A 17,036-nucleotide genomic window follows, 5' to 3' on the forward strand; every position below is an offset into this window, starting at 1 on the left:
GTTTACGGTGCGGGGTTTTTCCTTTCGGGCAGCTGATCTGCGCTCGTTGCTCACCACAGGACGCCGGCGCCGGCACGCACCACCGCCCAGGTGCAGGCCGCGCAGGCCACCACCCAGGTGCCTAACCAAAACCACGCTGGCAGGAAGGTGATCCGGGCGAGCGTACGGTGATCTTGGCCCGCGTCACGGGAGCGGGCGACGTCGAGCAGTGCATCCCAAGCCCCCAGCAGCAGCACAAGCCCCAGCCCAGCGACCACCCCGTCACGCAGCGGCACGACGGCGTCGCCCCACCACCACAAGGCAGCAGTAAGCAGCGCCACCAGAGCGACCAAACCCACCGTCCGCAGGGAACGGGACATAAGGAGCAGGAACAGCAGGCCAAGCGCCATGCCAGCCAAGGTGGTGCCAGCCCAGCCGCGCAGGGCGCTGGCCGTAAGCACCGCCCCGAGGAGTGCGGGGGCCGGATAGCCGGACCAGCTGGTCAGAGTCCGCCCTAATCCGCGTTCGGGTCCACTGGTGACGGCTGCGCCCGACAGGTCATGGGCAACGGTGAAGCCATGGAAGCGGCGCCCCACCGCCATGCCGACGACGGCGTGCCCGGCCTCGTGGACGATCGTGCCGAGCGCCCGCCCCCAACGCCGGGCCTGCGGAACAGCAATAACCAGCACCACTAGGACGATCACAGGCCAGAGAGTGGCGGGCTCAGGCGGAGTAGTGCGGGCGGAATGATCCACCACGGTCTGCCAGAGCTGCTGCCAAAGGCCGGGTTCAGTGCTGTGCATAAGGGCAGTCTGCCAGCACCCCCACGAGAGTGGTGTTTTCTCGCTCAGGGCAAGGCGCCACCGCAGCCCCAGCACGAAAACGCCAGTTATGGCAGGAAAACGGCGGCAGCAGGGCGCTGGAGCGGGAGGTGACGGATGTTCGTGGGCCGTCACTTCGTGGGTTAGGGTTACCTACATGCCGAAGATTATGGGAGCCAACCTAGCTGAACACCGCGAGCGCACCCGCACAGCCCTTTTCGACGCCTTGTCCGCCCTGCTCTCCCAACGCACCTTCGACAAGATCACGCTTTCCGACGTCGCCAACCGCGCCGGAGTGGGACGCACCGCCGTCTACAACCACTTCACTGACAAAGAAGACCTGCTGCTGGCCTTCATGGACTATGAGACGCAGCAGCACGCCGCCGAGCTGGCCCGCGCCCTCGCCCAGACCCCCGACCCTATCGACCGCCTGCGCCTATACGTCCGCCAACAGGCCCTGGTGAAGCGCCACTATCACTTCCCCACCACCGGCCCGCTGGCCTCCTCCGTGTCCCGCCCCACCGCCTCCCGGCTGCGCGCGCATGCCGGCATGTTGCTGCAGATGCTGGCCCAGATCCTCACCGATGCCATGGAACAGGGGCTAATCCCCCGCCAGGACCCACGCCAAGTCATCCCGCTGATTCACGCCACCGTAATGGGCGGGCGGCCCACCCCCACTGAACCGGAGGAACGCCAGGCCTTCCTGGCGGCCTTGGACGCCTATGTGCTGCGCGCTGTCGGCTCGGCGCCCGCAACCCACGAGGTGCCTTCACTCAAGCTGCTTCCCGACGCCGAAAGGCACGCCAGCCAGCGGGCCCACGCCCTGCGCGTGATGGCCTGAGCTCGCGCAAATTATCCAGCTGGCACTGAAGCCCACGCAGCCCACCGGCATCAGGTGACAGTCAGGCCGACACCTGACTCAGTTCAGCCGAGCAACTCACCAGGGCTGGTTGGGGCGCTTCCCGCTCCTGTCCTTGCCACGGTCATTAGCCTCCGCATTCCGGCTAGCCAGGGAGGTGGCCTGCGGGTCTGGTGAAGGCTCCGGGCTGGGGCTGGGGGAAGCCGAAGCGGTGGCGCTTGGCTCCGCGGAAGCACTGGGTGTGGCCGAAGGGTCCTGCGAAGGGCTAGGGCTGGAACTCGGCGTAGCTGAAGGGTCCTGACTGGGCTCAGCAGTGGGTGTCTCAGACGGTTCGGCGGAAGACGTCGGCGTGGAGGTAGAGGTCGGCGTCGCCGTGGGCGTAGCTGAGGGCGGTGCGGTCGGCTGCTGGTTGCTCTGCGGGGGTGGCTCACAACTGCTAAGGGCCTGCTCGGCGCGCGCCTTGACGTCGTCGGGGTTCATCGGCTGGGACGAGTACTGCCCCATGATGAAGTAGGCGGCGTACAGATTGCGGCGCACTTTGCACTCGTCACTGCGCGGATCCAAGACCGGCTGGCCGTCAGCGTTAGTGGTCTGCTTGGCCTTGGGTACCCGCTCCACCGCCTGGGTCAGATGCGCTACGGCATCCTCACCGCGGTGGGCTAGAGCCTCGGCTGTGCCCAGGTTGTAAAGCACGCGCCAGCGCCCCAGCCACGGGTCAAGCCATTCCACTGTGGCAAAGCGAGAGACCGCCAGGTCGTAGTTTTCCTTCTGGGCTGCGTGGCTGCCAGAAAGGGTCAGGCCCGCGATAGCCACCAGCCAGATAGACACCAAGGTGGTCAAGGCCGCAGGCACCGCGCCAATAGCCAATAGGCGCCGACGGCGTCGCAAGCGGGCAGCTTTGGTGGCGGGCTCCTCCGGGGGCAACTCTGGCTTGGCCTCGCCCACCGTGACGGTCTGCGTGTAGGCCTCGGTGGCTTGCTCGCTCATATGCCCACGGGCAAAGCGCTCGTCGCCAGCCGGGTCTGGGATGACCGGGCCGGTAACCACCGCTCCCGGGGCGGCGGGAACCTCAGGTACCTCAGGACTGCTCATGGGTGGGTACTCCTGGTGCTCGGGGCCAGGCGGCTCAGCCGCCCCTCGGCCTGGGCCAGTGCGGCCAGTTCCCAAATAATCAGGCCCGCAGCCAGGAGGCCTAAAGGCCACACCAGATAGCCGTGGTGTGAGCGGCGGCCGCGCCCGTCCTTGAGGATCGTCGGCACGTCCAGTTTGGTGAAGCTCTCCACCCCGCCCGGTGCGGTGCGATGTACATAGGGCAGGCCTAATCCGGTGGCGGCGGCGTTCAGCGCATTCTCGTCAATCTTTGAGATGCCGTCCTGACCGGTGGACTTGTCCTTAAGGTATGGGGCGTCGGAGCCCGCCCCAGAATCTGCTTTGCCATTGAACTCCCGCATCTTGCCGCCCTCAGCGGTGCCGTAGCCCAGAACTGCCCCACCGTCTACCAGCGGCTTGATCTTCTCCCAGCTCAGCCCAGCCGCAGCGGCATCATTGGCTGCGGCGCCGCCGTCAGTGGGCTCGCCGTCGGAAAGAATAAAGACGAGGCGCACATCCCCGGGCTCATTCTCGTAAGCCCGTACCAAGGAGCGGGCCAGCAGCGGCATACCCCGCTCCAGGGAGGAACCGGTGGACTTAGCGCTGATCTCCTGCTTAAGGGAATCTGCCCAAGCGCCGACGGCGTCCAGGTCACTGGTCAGCGGCAATTCGCGGGCGGCAGTCGAGTCCAAGGCCAGGATCGAAAAACGCGCCTGCGGAATGGCTTGGCGAATATCCAAAATGTCCTGGCGTACCCCCTTGAGCCTAGGTTCGCTGCCATTCCAATCCTCAGCGGCCATCGAACCGGTACGGTCCACCAGCAGGTAGACCTCCACATTGCTGGTGGTCTGGCCCCGGTACACGGGCACGGAGGGGCCCGCCACCATTAGCACCACCACTGCGGCCAGGGCGCCCCGGCGCAGCAGGGTGAGCCGGGCGCCGCGGTCGGCGTCGGCACGCAGGAGCCAACGGCTGGACCAAAACAGCAGGCCGCCAAGCGCCAGCACCAGCAATAGCAGCAGCCACCACGGCACCATGGGATTGAAACTCATGCGCGCCTCCAAGCGGCCAGCCCCAGGAGAATCAGCAGGAAGACCACCAGGGTCAGCACTGCCCGCTCTGGGATATCCGTGAAGATAGTGCGGATATCACCTTCGAGAATCTGCGCCTGGTCTTGTTGCAGGCGGTTCACGATCCCCTCTGTTGCTTTGGGGTCGGTGACGTCGTAGAACAGGCCGCCGTGAATCTCCGTGACATTCTTCAGTTCCTGGCGGAAGGGAGCAGGATCAAGCTTGTGACCCCCACCGCCGCCCTGGAACTCGTCAAAACCAAATAGGGAGAACAGCTGGATGTTGCGGGAAGCAGCCAAGTCGCCGGCCTGAGGCAGGCTGTAAATCTGATCATGACCGCGGTCCAGCACCACATTGTCGGTGGCCAGCACGATTGAGCGCGAACGGTCCTTGGCTTCCGTTTGGTCAAACACCAGGCTGCAAGAAGCCAGGCCATCCCCAGCCAGGGAGGAGGAAGTGACCGATTCTGACAGCGTGCCGCCGAAGACCTCTAGGAAGCGCTCGTCATCCGCAGTGGAGGTAAGTGAAGGCGTGTAGTCCAGGGCGTCGCGGGCCACGTTGAATTGCTCGCGCAGCAGGTCATAGTCGTCGGTCAACGGCACCATGGTCTGCGCAGTCCGGTTCCAGGCCACCAGGGCCACGCGCTCCCCCTGGAAGCTATCCAGCAGCTTGTCGAAAGCCTTGAGGACCTCCATATCCACCTGCCACATGGAGGAGGACACATCCAGGCACAGCACAATGTCCCGGCTGGCTAGCTTCTCCGAGCGGGTAGAAACATTCGCGGGGCGGCCAGCGATAATACCGGCGGCAATTAGCCCCGCCACCGCCAGCACCGCCAGCCCAGCATTGAGGAATCGACGCCGGGCGATCCGCTCCCGCACCGCCGGTGAACGCAAAAACGGCGCAGAGTTCGCGATTCGGCGCAGGTTGCCTCCCTGCAGCTTGCCGGTGGCGTGCCGTTTGCCAGCCAGCAGGGCCGCCACCACCACCACGATGGCCACCAGGGCGATCAGCCAAGGCATCCAGGGCATTACCATCGCGTGACCACCTCTCGCGCTGAGACCAGGGAACGCTCAGCCGCAGCCCGCGGTTCCCGGTCAAAGGAGGGCTGCTCCCAGATAGCCAGGAGCTCAGCCACGTACCCCAGTGGGTTGCTGTCCAAGGGACGGCCTGCGGCGCGTACCCGGCGCAGGCGAGCCAGGGGCGAGCGTGGGCCTGCAGTGTCGGCAATATCCAGGATCTCCAGCACCGTGGAGGACTCAATATCCACCCCGGAGCGGGCTCCCGCGAAACCACGCAGGATGGCGGCCAGTTCCAGGTGCAGGGCGCGCAGGTCGAGTTCACCGCTGCGGAAGCGGGCTTCGGCGTCGTCAATCTTGGTGACCCACTGGTCGCGAACGGTGGGGGCCATGGGGATATCGCCGTAGCCCAGGGAGCGGTCGCGGCGCGTGGATAGGAAGGTGCCGATCAGCCAGGCTGCAACCACCAGCAGCGCGATAATCGGGATTATCACCATCCACAGGGGCATGCCGACGGGCGGGTCAAAGGCAATGGTCATGCTTAGCGCCTCCCGCGTCCGACTGCAGCTAGGCGGCGCTGACGCTCCAGCAGATCTGCCAGAGAGTCGATGAGCGTCTCCTCTGATTCCACGCTCACGTGCTCAATATGGCGGCGGTCCAGCAGCTGGGCCACGGCCTGGCGGCGCCCAGCGACCTCCTGCTCCAAGGTCCTAGCTAAGGCAGCATCTTCCCGCAGGAAGGCGGGTAGCTCGGCGGTCATCTCCACGTCGCGGGCCCGACCGGCGCCAGGGCGCACAGCGACGTCGTCGGCCACCTGTACCACCACCAGCTCGTGCTGGGCCGATAGGCGGCGCAGCTGGTCCACGGCGGTTTCATCCGGATGGGAAGTGTCTGTCAGCAGGACCACCAGGGAGCGGTGCGGGTGCCAGGTGATAACGCGCCCCAGGATTTGGCGCACGTCTGACAGTGGGGCGTCCGGGCGCAGGTCCGGCAGGCGGTTGGCGTCCGTCGCGGGCTCCTCCAGTTCGGCCCAGGCGCGAGCCAGGACGGATAGGAGCATCTCGGCATGCTCGGCGCCTGCACGGGGCGGGCGCGTAATCATGCGCTTGGAGTCCCCAGCAACCAGGGCCACCGTGTCCCCGCGCATGCGGGCCAGGTAGGAGAAGATCTCCGCCACGGCCAAGGCCAAGGTGCGCTTGTCCTCCCCCGTGGGGGTTTGGGCGGCCATGGTGCGGCCGGTATCCACCGCCAGCACCAGCGGCAGGTTGGATTCCCGCTGGTAGCGCTTGATGACGAGTTGCCCGCAGCGAGCTGAGGCTTTCCAGTCGATATCCGTGACGTCATCCCCGGGGCGGTACTGGGACAGATCGTCAAAGTCCTGGCCATGGCCCACAAACACTGATTTGTGGCGCCCGTCCAGCAAGCCGGTGGCGCGGCGCACCGTCGGCAGGGTCAGGCGGCCACGCACCCGGGACAGCCGGGAGCCGCGCGAGGCGGGCTCACCCGGCAGGGGCGGCGTCTCGCGTGGCGGTGGCAGCGGGGGCACTTCGGGGCTCATGGGGCTGGGGCTGCTCAGGTTCAGGGGGTGGGCACGGCGGCGAAGATCGCGTCGATAATGGACTCGGGGGCGACCTCGTCCGCCAAGGCGTCGTAGGTGCGGACCAGGCGGTGGCGCAGCACTGAGTGACGCAGCAGGCCGACGTCGTCGGGCGTGACGTAGGTGCGGCCAGCCTGCAAGGCGATGGCCTGGGCGACCTTCATCAAGGCGATGCCACCACGCGGGGAGGCGCCGACGCGCACATGCCGGTCAATGCCTGGCACGGGGCGGGGGCCGCCGCCACGCGAGGTGTTCACAATGGCCACGATGTACTGCTTGATAACGGGGTCCACCCACACGCGGTCCACTGTGGCCTGCAGCCAGAGCACGTCCGCGGTGGTGATGGGGCTGGTTTTGATGGGGGTGTTGAAGGTGCCCTTGGAGATGCGATCCAGCACATCTGCTTCCTCCGCGGGCCGCGGGTAGGTCAGGACCTCTTTCATCAAGAAACGGTCCATCTGGGCTTCGGGCAGGACGTAAGTGCCTTCCTCCTCAATGGGGTTCTGGGTGGCTAGAACCATGAAGGGATTGGGCAGGGGGTAGACGACGCCGCCAATGGAGGTCTGGCGCTCCTGCATTGCCTCCAGCATGGCGGACTGGGTTTTGGCGGAGGACCGGTTGATTTCATCTAGGAGGACCAGGTTGGCGTGGACCGGGCCCAGCTGGGTGGTCATCTCACCGGAGGCGTAGTTGAGGATCTGGGTGCCGATGATGTCGTTAGGCATCAGGTCCGGGGTGCATTGGATGCGGTGGAAGGAGCCAGAGACGGCGGAGGCGAGGGTCTGGGCGGCGGTGGTTTTGGCCAGGCCCGGCACGGATTCCAGGAGGATGTGGCCGCCGGCAATCAGTGTGGAGACCAGAGCGATGCGCAGCTGGTCCTGGCCCACAACGCGCTCTGCGAAGGTCTTGGTGACGCGCCCTAGGAGCTCTTCGGCCCGCGCTAGGTCTGCTTTGCTGGGGGCGTCGTCGCCGCCTTTGTGGGCGCGGCGGCCACTGTGGGAGTGCCCAGAGCTCGGCTTGCTGGTCTCGGGTGCAGCGGAGGGAGCAGCGGGGCTCGGCTGGCTGGTGGGGCTCGGCTGGGCTGGCGCGGAGAGGGCAGAAGCCTGCACCGGGACAACCGGAGCGGCTGGCGCGGAGGGCTGCGCCGGAGCGGCTGGCGCAGCTGGAGCGGAGCCCGGACGCAAGGGTTGGGCTGGGGCGGAGGGAGCTGAGGCGGCGTGCACTCCACGGTTAGGCACCGCCGGGGCGGAGGCAGCAGAGACACTCGGCGCCGAGTAGCCGGAGGCGGCGCCTGAGCGCGTGGGCAGGATCGTCGTCGGTGTCTGGGAGGGGGCTGGGGGTACGCCAGGGGCGGGCTGCGGGACCAGGGGGGCGGCGTGGCCCGCTGGTTTCAGAGCTGGCGACGGCGGGGCCACGGGCTGATTAGGCTGCGCGGGCTGACCGCTGGCGGGCGGGTGTGGCGGGATGGTCATCGGTGCTCCTCTAAGACGGGGCCAGGACTTCGCCCCGAAGGCAGGATAGACGACCCAGCCCAGGCTGAGAGCGGCGAGCACCGGGGAGAGTGCCCCATCGCCTAGCTGCCAGCCCCCTCAACGCAGCCCGGCATAGGCCCAAGCGCGGCGGCGTGCCAGGCCCGGCGTGCGCAGCGCCCCGGGCGATCAGGCTTGTAAAGCAAGGCCGGGTGGATCAGTGCAAGGAGTCCAGGGCGAGGTTCTGCCCCTCCAGCACCACCGTGGCGCCATCGGTTTCGGAGGTCACGGAGCTCAGCTTCAGGCCAGCAGGCAGGTCTGCAGCGCGCAGGACCGTCATGGTGGTGGGCACACCCACCCAATCCAGCACATTGATGCCGTCTTCCAAGCCCCAGCTAAAGCCCAGCGAACTGGTCTCAACTTTGGACAAGGTCACCTCCAGGTCGCCTTCCTGGGTGATGGTGGGTTCAACATTGGCGCTCACAGTGCTTCCCGCCAGATTCATGCTGGCGCGCACGGTCCCATCCTGCCCTTGGCTCAGGGTCACTGAGGGCACGATGCCCAGGGGGAAGGAGTCGCTTTTCTTGGCCAGGTTGGCGGCCAGCCGAGCGCTTAGCTGATCCCAGGTGATGGTGCCGCTGACGTAGAAACTCTGCGTCGTGTGCGGGCTGTCGGTCTGCAGCGAGCCGAGCTTTAGCTTGAGCTTATTCAGCTGCAAGGCGGTGGGCGCTTGGCCCTGCCCGGCGCTGGTGTTTACCTCCAAAGTTGAGGCGGTCACCTCCAGGTGTTTGAGTGTGCCGTCCCAGACCTGCGGCAGGACGCTCTCCTCGCCTAGATCAATTACAGCGTCCTTGGATAAGCCTGGCAGGGCCTTCTTCACCTGGCTAATGACGTTCTGCCGGGCGATTGACTCCAAGATCCGCATCCCCACCGGGACCGCGAGCGCCAGCACCAGCAGCACCACCGCCAATGCGATCAGGCGGCGACGGCGTCTCTGGGCCCAGCTAAGCCAACGGTCCCAGCGTGCCTGGCCCACCGCCGGTGCCGCAGGTTGCGCTTTGGTCTGAGTCGGATGCGCTCCGGTTGTGGCAAGGGCTGGGCTCACGCTTGGCTCTACAGCCAGCTGAGGGGTGCTAGCGCTCGGTTCTGCGCGGGTGGGTAGCTCAGGGCTGGTGGGCAGCGCAGCACCGACTGACAGCTTGGCGGTGTCATTCAGGTCTGCGGTTGCGCGCAGCTCTGCGCCGTCGTCGCTGGCCGCTGCCTGGGCCCCTGGGCTACTCAAACCGGAATCAGGCACCGGCTGCTCCGCCCGTGGCCGCCTCCTTCGCAGCGGCAGCCTCCTTGGCCGCAGCTGCCTGGTTAATGGCCAGTTCCTCATCAAGTTTGGGCAGGTCCTCCGCCGTCACCATAAGCGTGGCCACAGCGTGTTCCACCAGGGCGGTGCGCCGGTTGGAGGCGGCGCCGCCCACCCGTCCGCCGCGCAGACCGCGCACCCCCACCCGGTCCAGCTTCTCGCAAACATTGTCCAGCTTGCGGTTGAACTTGGTGATCGGCCAGCCCAGACGTGCAGCCGCGGCATTCGAGGAAGGGATTTCCGCGGCACCGGTGCCCGCACGGCGCAGCACCGGCTCAGCCAGGGCCAGTATTAGCAGCAGTTGCGAGCGGGTCATGGGGGTGACGCCGATCGTGGCGGTCCCGGTGCCGCCCTGCCTGCCTTCCACCACAGTGAAGTGATCCTCGCCAGATGAGATCAGGTCAATCTCGTAAGTGGTGGGGCCAGCCGAGAAGGTCAAGATAATGCGGGGAAAAACCAGCGGGATGCGGGCCCCGGGGGCGATGCGCGACTGCACCAGGCCATCGCCGTCGGTAAGGGTAGCGGAAAGGCGCGTGCCCTCATTGGCCGCCCACCACAGTCCCTCAGAGCGGGCCAGCACCAGGAAGCGACGGTGCAGGTAGGGATTGTCATCAATATCCAGATCCCCACCTCGGCCAATCACGAAGGTTTCCTCAGGGCCAATCCGGTGAATCTCGCCGGAGAAGTCCAGCACCAACTCGTCCGGGCGGCCAGGGTCCACCTCAGGGAGCTGGGTCCAGGTCATCTCACTCATCGGCTCTCCTTCATTCCAGATGCCTGCAACGCACCCCAGGTCACTCCGGGGCGTTCACACGCAGCGTTATTCCGTCACCAATATCCAATAAATCTCCCACGACTAAGGGCGTGGGCAAGGCAGTTGCTATCAATACGGGTGCTTCACCGGCGCGGACCAGCACCGTGCCATTTGAGGACCCCAGGTCGCAGGCGAGCACCGTCCAGCCCAGGGTGGTGATCAGCAGATGCGAGCGGGAGATCAGATGGGTGGGGCTGGGCACGGTCACCAGCTGGGCGGGCCCGTTCTGCTCTTTGGGGGCGCGGCCCACCACCACGGAGCCGTTAACACTTATGTCCTCCCCGGTGGAGACGTACAGGCGAGCCAGGGGCGGGCGTGAGCCGCGCACCGTCGTCTGGGTGACCGGGGCGGCGCAGCGCAAGCAGGCGATGGAGCCAGGCGGGTTGAGGTGCCCGGCCACGCAGTGCGAGCCCATGACATAGGGCGCAGTGGGAGGTGCGGTTTCAGCGGTGTTGGCTGCCTGCCGCTCGGGCAAGTCCACCGCGGCAGAATCACCAATGGCAGCGCCCGCAGATCGCGCGGAGCGGGCCGAACGCGCCGAGCGGGCGGAGGGCACAGAGGCGGCGGAACTGCTTGGCGCCCCCGGGTTGGCCGACACTGGTGAGGCGACGGCGCCAGCCCCTGCGGCAGCAGGGCTCGGTGCGACATGCCGTCCACCGGCGGTGGCGGAAGCTTCAGGTGACGGCGCGCTGGTGTTATCGGTGGTGGTGCTAGCTGTGCCGAATCCGGTCGAATTGCTCACGGATTCTTGGTAGGCGACGTCGTCGGGATCGATCCACACGCCGGTCTCGGCGACCACCGGATCGGTTTCCTCCTGGGGAGAGGAAGCGGAAGCAGCGGAGCGGATCGACGGCGGCAGGAAGATGGTGGTTGCGGCCGCGAAGGCAGCGGCCTGAAGCTCAGGTGTCAGCTCGGCCTCAGGGTCGGCGGACGGGTTCATGACCTGCTCCGCGGCGGTTTCAGCAACTGGGTTGGTGGCCGGGTCGGTGGCAGGGGCGGCAGGGCTGGCGTCTGCCTCGGCAGCCACCTCCACTTGCGCCCCGGGCGGTGCCTCCTGCGCCGACGCGGCACTGTGCGGTGTTACAGCGGCACGGTCAGACTCAGATTGCATACCGTCGGATTCCGGTTGCATCACAGCTGCTGCCGCCTCGGAACCGTCCCAGGGGTCGAGTTCAAGCCCGGCAGAGAGCTCACGCAGCAGGGCCTGCACCCGAGCAGCATCTGCCGGGGAGATCCGCGGGTCCAGGACGGCACTGCCACAGGGAGCATGCAGCACCCACTCCTGGCTGGATTCTGTTTGAGATTCTGGGGATTCACTGGCGTTTAAGGCAGTCAGGTCCAGGGGTGCGGTGTCACGTGGCACGCGCACCCCGCCGCAGTCAGGCAAGAACTGGGTTTCTGCACCCTCGCTCATCAGGGTTCCTGTCGTCAGCTAGACCCGCTGGTCGCAAGGTCCCCTTGAGACTACCGGTTTAGCCGCGAACAGGTAGGCTCGTCGCGCCCCACTACCGGTCAGTTGGGGCGGCGCTCCCGGGAAAACCGAAAGGACCCCACCATATGTCCCAGGCTCAGGACGACCTTGTCGCACGCGCACAGGACCCTCGCACGCCCCTGACCACGCTTCACTCCCTGGCGCAGAACTATCCGGGCCTGCGGCCCGCCATCGCTCTGAACCCCAGCACTTACCCGGCCTTGCTGGAGTGGCTGGGCGCCTTAGGAGACCCCGCCGTCGACGCCGCCCTTAAAGCCCGCCGGGACACCAGCGCCGCGGGCTCCAAGCGCACGGTCATGCTGCCGCCGGTAATCATCCCTTCCCGCCAAACCAAACGAGAGACCGGCACCCAACCTGCCGTAGTGCCTAGCGAAGCGGCGCCAGCACAGGCTGAGGGCACCACCGTGCTGCCCACTGAAGCTGCCAGCGCCGCCGCAGAGATGGGCACCGGTGACCAGACCTCGGTGCTGGCCCCCGCCACCCCAGCGGCCCCGGTCACTGACGCAGTGGTAACCCAGGTGGACCCAGAGTTAGCCGCCGCTCCGCTCACCCCCGGCACCCTCACCTTCCCCAACGCGGAGCCTGAGCCGGCCTCCACCGGCCTTGATTCTCTGCGACAGATCGGCACTGATGAGCCCGAGCCCCACGGCCTGGGAGACTCCAAACTGCCCTGGATCGCCCTGGCCGCAGCCGCCGTGGTACTCGCGGCGGTGCTGCTCGTGGTCTTCACCGGTGGCGAGGACCCTCAACCTGTCGCAGCAAGCAAACCAAGCGCCACCGCTGCGCCGACCGTCCCCACCGCCGCACCGACGCCGTCGGCCACCCCCAGCCCAAGCCCTACCCCCACACCAAGCCCCACGCCTACGCCCACGCCCTCAGCCACTCCCAGCGCAGAGCCCACCAAGCAGCTGGTAGCACCCGCGCCTGCCGACGCCATCGCCCTGACCACCTTCACGGACCCAAGCGGGAATATCTCCTGTGAACTCAGCGGCGAACAGGCCACCTGCAGCATCAAAGACCGCACCTTCGCTGCTGACACCTGCGAGGCAGAAAAGGCTTACAGCGCCACCGTCACCTCCGGCAAAGCGCCCTTTGGCCTGTGTGCAGGTTCCTTCGAGGCCAATGGCACCCCGCTGAACGCCGGCCAGTCCGCCATCCAAGGCGACTACGTTTGCACCGCTTACGACGGCGCCGTCGAGTGCTGGAGTCAGTCCTCCGGGCAGGGCTTCAGCATGTCCCGCGCAGGTGCGGACGCAATCGAGCGCTCAGGCAACTAAGCCCGCCGACAAGTAGCGCAAATATCGGCGCCCGTGCCACCGCATACACCGCCAAGCAAAGCGGCCCCGCAGCCTCAAGACGGAGCCAAGTGGCCGTATTCCAATGCATCTCACACCTGCCAGCCACCTGCTCAAGGACTAGCATCTGAGCAATGGCCTCAACCTACGCGCGTCTTCTCAGCAAACCCGGAGCTTTAAGCTTCTCCGCCGCCGGGATGATCGCCAGGTTCCCCATGTCCATGGTGGGGATCTCCACCATCCTGGCCGTACAGGCCAGCTACGGGAGTTACCAAGCTGCCGGACTCGTCTCCGCCGCGGGCGTGGTGGCCGCCGCCGTCGGCTCCCCACTGTTGGCCCGCCAAGTTGACGCCCACGGGCAAAGGCGCGTCATGTTGCCCGCCACCTTGGCCTCGGCGGCGAGCTTGGCCGGCTTGGCCTTAACCAATTACCTGCAGGCGCCCCTCTGGCTGCTGACGGTGTTAGCCGCTTTGGCTGGTGGCCTTTCCGGATCCATTGGGGCGCTGGCACGCGCCCGGTGGAGCCACCTGCTGTCCAACCCGGAAGAGATTCACACCGCTTTCTCCTTTGAAGCCGCCCTAGACGAGGTGGCCTTTGTGATTGGCCCGGTGGTGGCCACCGTGCTTTGCACCACCGCTCCCCTGCCCGCAGAGAGCGGCTGGATAGCCTCCCTGCTGCTGCAGTTGGTAGGTGTCATCTGGTTCCTGTCCCAGACCGCCACGGAGCCGCCGGTTGCTCCGCGCCGCGCCGCGAGCAAGAGCATGAGCCCCGTCAATGACCCGGGCGGCGCTCCCGCCGCTGACCGGGCAGGTGCAGAGCCGGGCGCCAACGCGCAGAAGCACGCCAGCTCTGCAAACCACACCTCCCCACTAGCCCACAAGCCAGTGCTGCGCCACGGCGCGGTGCTGGTGGTGCTGGGCGTGTTCCTCTTCGATGGGGCGCTATTTGGCGCCAACGACGTCGCCGTGGTTGCCCGTGCCACCGAGCTCGGCGCCAAGTCCTTTGCGGGCCTGGTGTTGGCCAGCTTTGCCGCCGGTTCCCTGGTGTCGGCCCTGGTTTACGGCGCCCGCTCTTGGTCTTGGCCGCTGTGGAAACAACTCTTGGTGGGCTCGGTGGCTTTAGCCCTGGGCTGCACCAGTTTCATGGTGGCCAACCAACTGTATTTCCTGGCGGCGCTCATGATGCTGACGGGTGTGGCAATCGCGCCTACCATCACCACCGGTAACAACATTGTGCAGGTGTCGGTGCCCGCAGGTTCCCTCACTGAGGGCCTAGCCTGGGTGGGCACCGCCTTAAACGTGGGAGTCTCCCTGGGCTCCTATGTGGGTGGGGTGCTGCTCGACGCGCACGGCTCCACCGGCGGCTATATATTCGTGGCGGCTATGGCCTGGACCGCTGTAGCTACTGCTCTGGTGGGGCTGCCGGTTCTGCGCCGCGCCCAACCCGCCCGCACCCTCCGGCATAAAGACTGACGGCATCAACAAGGAGAGGCATGGCCCTGCATACCGGCTCCACCAACGGCACCCCCGGAGGAGCGGCTCCCCCAGCGTCAAAGGCTGGCGCGAGCGGCAACACTCGGCGTGACACTGACGCGCTGCTGAATGCTGACGGAGCGACGCCGTCGCCACGCGTAAGCCACCGGGCCGCTCAGCTGCCCCGCGGTGAGCGACGCCGTCGCCGCAAACCAGCTGCCGCGCAAGCCTTGAGCCATCACCTGCCAGCCGACGACCTAGCTGATCTAGCCGGCCCCGTCTCCATGGTGCTGGGATGGATCCTGCTGGCGCTTTCCTGCTTCCCCATGCTGATCGCCAAGGACGGCACACAACGCTTCAAATTTGATGCCTGGGTGTACTACCACGCCATCGACAACTGGCACAGTGGCGGGGACCTATACCAGTGGTGGGCCTTCCCCAATGAGCAGCTCTACCCCTTCACCTACCCGCCCTTTGCCGCCTGGCTGATGACGCCACTGACCTGGCTCGATGACCGTAGTGCCCAAGTGCTGCTGACCGTGGCCACCCCACTCTGCGCTGCCGCAATGGTGCTGCTGCTTGCCCGCGTGCTCCAGACACCGACAGGCCACACAGGCCTGCTGGTGCCCTGGGCTGCACTAGCAACTTGCACCTTGCTGGAGCCCTTCGTGAAGTCGATCGAATACGGGCAGATCAACGCGATCCTCCTGCTGCTGGTGTCCGTGGACCTGCTGGCGGTGCGCCCGGGCGGGCCGCTGGCGCGGCTGGCGCCTGCACGCGGGGCGCTCTGCGGGATTGCCGCTGCGATCAAGCTGACCCCGGCGATGGCCTTGCTGGTGCTGCTGCTGCGCCGGGAGTGGCGGGCAGCCGGGGTGATGGTGGGAACTGGCCTGGGGGCCACCCTCCTAGGAGCTGTGTTCTCTCCCCAAGAGACCTGGGAGTTCTTCACCAAAGCCATGCTGGATCCCACGCGCGCAGGCGATGCCGAGTACAGCGGCAACCAGAATCTGCGGGGATTCCTGGTGCGCTTCCTGCCTGAGGCTGCCGAAAAACCCATCTGGGCCCTGGGTGTGGTGGGGGTGATCGCGGCGGCCTGGATGCTGGTACAGCGGCTGCAAGTGCTGCGGGAGTGCGATTGCCCGGAGACGCTGGTGCTGCTGCTTCAGACCAGCGTGGTGATGACCTTGGGACTGTTGATCTCCCCTATCTCCTGGTCGCACCACTGGGTTTGGTTCCTGCCCGCCCTAGTGGGGCTTGGCGTATTGGCCTGCCGGGAACGATCGCGGGCGCTGCTGCTGGTGTGCGTCACGGGAGTAGCGGTGATGGTGATGGCCATGCACTGGTGGCTGCCTGAGCACGATCATGTGGAATTGTCCTGGCCAGTGTGGGCCAAGGTGACGGGCTCCTCCTACACCCTGTGGGCCCTAGGTGCCGGGGCGGTGTTGTGGTGGCAGACCGGGAAGCTCAGGGAGGCGCGGAAAAGCGGCCCGGAGGGCGCTGCGCAGGCGAGCTGAGGGCCCGACGGCGACCCGCATGCTTGCGGCCAGCCAAGTACCCCGCTGCACCGATCCCCTAGGATCAGAGAGTGCCTCTGTCTGACCTAGCCCGTGCCGTGGAGGACCGCTTCCACAAAAACACGATCCCCATGTTCAAACGCTGGGGTTGGCGGCCGCGCGTAATCGCCTACGACGGCTACGGCTCCACCGTCATCGCCCGCGTCATGGCGCGCATGGTGCTGCGCCCAGAAGGCGTCCCCGCAGACGGGCCCCTGTTCCGCTCCCTGCCCGAGGAACTACCCACCTCCATGCACCAGGCGGCGGATATTGCCGCCCAAGGAATCGCTGAGGCCCAGCGCGGCTGGCGCAACTTCGTGGACGCTCCCGTGCCTTACCTGCCGGTCACCGTGAAAGTCGGCCAAGCCCGCATGCGCACGCGCGCCGACCGGGCCGGATACATCGACCTGGTGGTCCGCGGGCACGGCCTAGAGCCAGGCCTGCACCAGGTGGAGTTGCAGGCCGCCGGGTCGGAGCCGGTCACCAGCACGGTACAGATCGTCCCACCAGGCCCGCAGCTGGGAATCGTCTCTGATATTGACGACACCGTCGTCGTCTCCCATGTGCCACGCATCCTCGTGGCCGCCTACAACCAGTTGGTGAAGTACTCCTCCGCGCGCGAGCCCGTGCCCGGCATGGCTGAACTGCTCACGCATGTGCGCTCGCGGCAAGACGGTGCCCCCATGATCTACCTGTCCACGGGGGCTTGGAACGTGGTGCCCACCATGCGTTCCTTCCTGCAACGCCACGGTTACCCCGCGGGCCCCATGCTCATGACCGACTGGGGGCCCACGAACACCGGCTGGTTCCGCTCGGGCATTGAGCACAAGCGCACCCAGCTGCGGCGACTCATGCTGGACCTGCCGGAGGTGCGCTGGCTGTTGGTGGGCGACGACGGCCAGCACGATCCGCTGATCTACGGCGAGGTGGCGCGCGACCACGCAGAAAAGATCGCCGCCATCGCAATCCGTCGCCTAACCACAGGGCAAAAGCTCTTGGCCGGGTCGATGGGTTTGGAGCCAGAGGCTCGCACCCTCGGGCAGTGTCCGGTGCCGGTGGTTTTTGGGCAAGACGGCTACGAGTTGGCTCGCCAGCTGCCGCGCGAGATCACGGCGAGAGCCTAAGGGCGCCGCCGCGCACAGGGGCTTGCCGC

15 protein-coding genes are annotated in these 17,036 nt (G+C 66.7%); 5 read left to right on the top strand and 10 right to left on the bottom strand.

The window, feature by feature from the left end:
• Positions 1-50 precede the first annotated feature (50 nt).
• A complete protein-coding gene (locus DR039_RS06175) occupies positions 51-782 on the bottom strand; it encodes a M50 family metallopeptidase (protein ID WP_111836537.1) in 732 nt (243 codons plus the stop codon).
• A 175-nt stretch (positions 783-957) separates the two neighbouring features.
• Here DR039_RS06175 and DR039_RS06180 point away from each other — a divergent pair, with 175 nt between their 5' ends.
• A complete protein-coding gene (locus DR039_RS06180) occupies positions 958-1,641 on the top strand; it encodes a TetR/AcrR family transcriptional regulator (RefSeq protein WP_111836538.1) in 684 nt (227 codons plus the stop codon).
• A gap of 96 nt (positions 1,642-1,737) precedes the next feature.
• On the opposite strand, the gene DR039_RS06185 is transcribed toward DR039_RS06180, so the two are convergent.
• The 9 genes from DR039_RS06185 to DR039_RS06225 all read right to left on the bottom strand — a co-directional run bounded on the left by DR039_RS06185 (position 1,738) and on the right by DR039_RS06225 (position 11,485).
• A complete protein-coding gene (locus DR039_RS06185) occupies positions 1,738-2,751 on the bottom strand; it encodes a hypothetical protein (RefSeq protein WP_111836539.1) in 1,014 nt (337 codons plus the stop codon).
• Positions 2,748-3,800: a VWA domain-containing protein gene (locus DR039_RS06190; protein ID WP_111836540.1), complete on the bottom strand. Its 1,053-nt coding sequence runs from the start codon at positions 3,798-3,800 to the stop codon at positions 2,748-2,750. Before DR039_RS06190 ends, DR039_RS06185 begins: the two co-directional genes overlap by 4 nt.
• Positions 3,797-4,849: a VWA domain-containing protein gene (locus DR039_RS06195; protein WP_229116846.1), complete on the bottom strand. Its 1,053-nt coding sequence runs from the start codon at positions 4,847-4,849 to the stop codon at positions 3,797-3,799. Before DR039_RS06195 ends, DR039_RS06190 begins: the two co-directional genes overlap by 4 nt.
• Complete coding sequence (locus DR039_RS06200; protein WP_229116847.1) at positions 4,849-5,376, bottom strand: alpha-amylase; 528 nt, start codon at positions 5,374-5,376, stop codon at positions 4,849-4,851. Before DR039_RS06200 ends, DR039_RS06195 begins: the two co-directional genes overlap by 1 nt.
• Before the next feature lie 2 nt (positions 5,377-5,378).
• Positions 5,379-6,395 carry a DUF58 domain-containing protein gene (locus DR039_RS06205; protein ID WP_111836542.1) on the bottom strand — a complete coding sequence of 339 codons (1,017 nt, stop codon included), beginning with the start codon at positions 6,393-6,395 and terminating at the stop codon, positions 5,379-5,381.
• 20 nt (positions 6,396-6,415) lie between these two features.
• Positions 6,416-7,906 (bottom strand): AAA family ATPase, encoded by a 1,491-nt coding sequence (locus DR039_RS06210; protein WP_229116848.1) that lies wholly within the window; start codon positions 7,904-7,906, stop codon positions 6,416-6,418.
• Positions 7,907-8,120: 214 nt separating this feature from the next.
• Positions 8,121-9,200: a hypothetical protein gene (locus DR039_RS06215; RefSeq protein WP_111836543.1), complete on the bottom strand. Its 1,080-nt coding sequence runs from the start codon at positions 9,198-9,200 to the stop codon at positions 8,121-8,123.
• On the bottom strand, positions 9,193-10,011 hold the full coding sequence (locus DR039_RS06220) for a hypothetical protein (RefSeq protein ID WP_111836544.1): 819 nt from the start codon (positions 10,009-10,011) through the stop codon (positions 9,193-9,195). Before DR039_RS06220 ends, DR039_RS06215 begins: the two co-directional genes overlap by 8 nt.
• A gap of 40 nt (positions 10,012-10,051) precedes the next feature.
• On the bottom strand, positions 10,052-11,485 hold the full coding sequence (locus DR039_RS06225; RefSeq protein WP_111836545.1) for an FHA domain-containing protein: 1,434 nt from the start codon (positions 11,483-11,485) through the stop codon (positions 10,052-10,054).
• A gap of 143 nt (positions 11,486-11,628) precedes the next feature.
• Between DR039_RS06225 and DR039_RS11085 the strand changes: the two genes are divergently transcribed.
• From DR039_RS11085 to DR039_RS06255, 4 genes are all read left to right on the top strand, one after another.
• Positions 11,629-12,840, top strand: a complete 1,212-nt coding sequence (locus DR039_RS11085; protein WP_126622347.1) for a variant leucine-rich repeat-containing protein — start codon at positions 11,629-11,631, stop codon at positions 12,838-12,840.
• 152 nt (positions 12,841-12,992) lie between these two features.
• The gene (locus tag DR039_RS06245) at positions 12,993-14,330 is read left to right on the top strand and encodes an MFS transporter (protein WP_111836548.1); all 1,338 of its coding nucleotides are present in this window, start codon (positions 12,993-12,995) and stop codon (positions 14,328-14,330) included.
• Positions 14,331-14,350: 20 nt separating this feature from the next.
• Positions 14,351-15,844 carry a glycosyltransferase 87 family protein gene (locus DR039_RS06250; protein ID WP_229116849.1) on the top strand — a complete coding sequence of 498 codons (1,494 nt, stop codon included), beginning with the start codon at positions 14,351-14,353 and terminating at the stop codon, positions 15,842-15,844.
• A gap of 71 nt (positions 15,845-15,915) precedes the next feature.
• The gene (locus DR039_RS06255; RefSeq protein WP_111836549.1) at positions 15,916-17,007 is read left to right on the top strand and encodes an App1 family protein; all 1,092 of its coding nucleotides are present in this window, start codon (positions 15,916-15,918) and stop codon (positions 17,005-17,007) included.
• Positions 17,008-17,036 lie beyond the last annotated feature (29 nt).

Origin of the sequence: Actinomyces bovis (assembly GCF_900444995.1) — a bacterium.
Classification (GTDB): domain Bacteria; phylum Actinomycetota; class Actinomycetes; order Actinomycetales; family Actinomycetaceae; genus Actinomyces; species Actinomyces bovis.

Bases quoted from the DNA above. Each gene is read 5' to 3' on its own strand.
- DR039_RS06175 (WP_111836537.1), bottom strand. From the start codon at position 782: ATGCACAGCACTGAACCCGGCCTTTGGCAGCAGCTCTGGCAGACCGTG.
- DR039_RS06180 (WP_111836538.1), top strand. From the start codon at position 958: ATGCCGAAGATTATGGGAGCCAACCTAGCTGAACACCGCGAGCGCACC.
- DR039_RS06185 (WP_111836539.1), bottom strand. From the start codon at position 2,751: ATGAGCAGTCCTGAGGTACCTGAGGTTCCCGCCGCCCCGGGAGCGGTG.
- DR039_RS06190 (WP_111836540.1), bottom strand. From the start codon at position 3,800: ATGAGTTTCAATCCCATGGTGCCGTGGTGGCTGCTGCTATTGCTGGTG.
- DR039_RS06195 (WP_229116846.1), bottom strand. From the start codon at position 4,849: ATGCCCTGGATGCCTTGGCTGATCGCCCTGGTGGCCATCGTGGTGGTG.
- DR039_RS06200 (WP_229116847.1), bottom strand. From the start codon at position 5,376: ATGACCATTGCCTTTGACCCGCCCGTCGGCATGCCCCTGTGGATGGTG.
- DR039_RS06205 (WP_111836542.1), bottom strand. From the start codon at position 6,395: ATGAGCCCCGAAGTGCCCCCGCTGCCACCGCCACGCGAGACGCCGCCC.
- DR039_RS06210 (WP_229116848.1), bottom strand. From the start codon at position 7,906: ATGACCATCCCGCCACACCCGCCCGCCAGCGGTCAGCCCGCGCAGCCT.
- DR039_RS06220 (WP_111836544.1), bottom strand. From the start codon at position 10,011: ATGAGTGAGATGACCTGGACCCAGCTCCCTGAGGTGGACCCTGGCCGC.
- DR039_RS06225 (WP_111836545.1), bottom strand. From the start codon at position 11,485: ATGAGCGAGGGTGCAGAAACCCAGTTCTTGCCTGACTGCGGCGGGGTG.
- DR039_RS11085 (WP_126622347.1), top strand. From the start codon at position 11,629: ATGTCCCAGGCTCAGGACGACCTTGTCGCACGCGCACAGGACCCTCGC.
- DR039_RS06245 (WP_111836548.1), top strand. From the start codon at position 12,993: ATGGCCTCAACCTACGCGCGTCTTCTCAGCAAACCCGGAGCTTTAAGC.
- DR039_RS06250 (WP_229116849.1), top strand. From the start codon at position 14,351: ATGGCCCTGCATACCGGCTCCACCAACGGCACCCCCGGAGGAGCGGCT.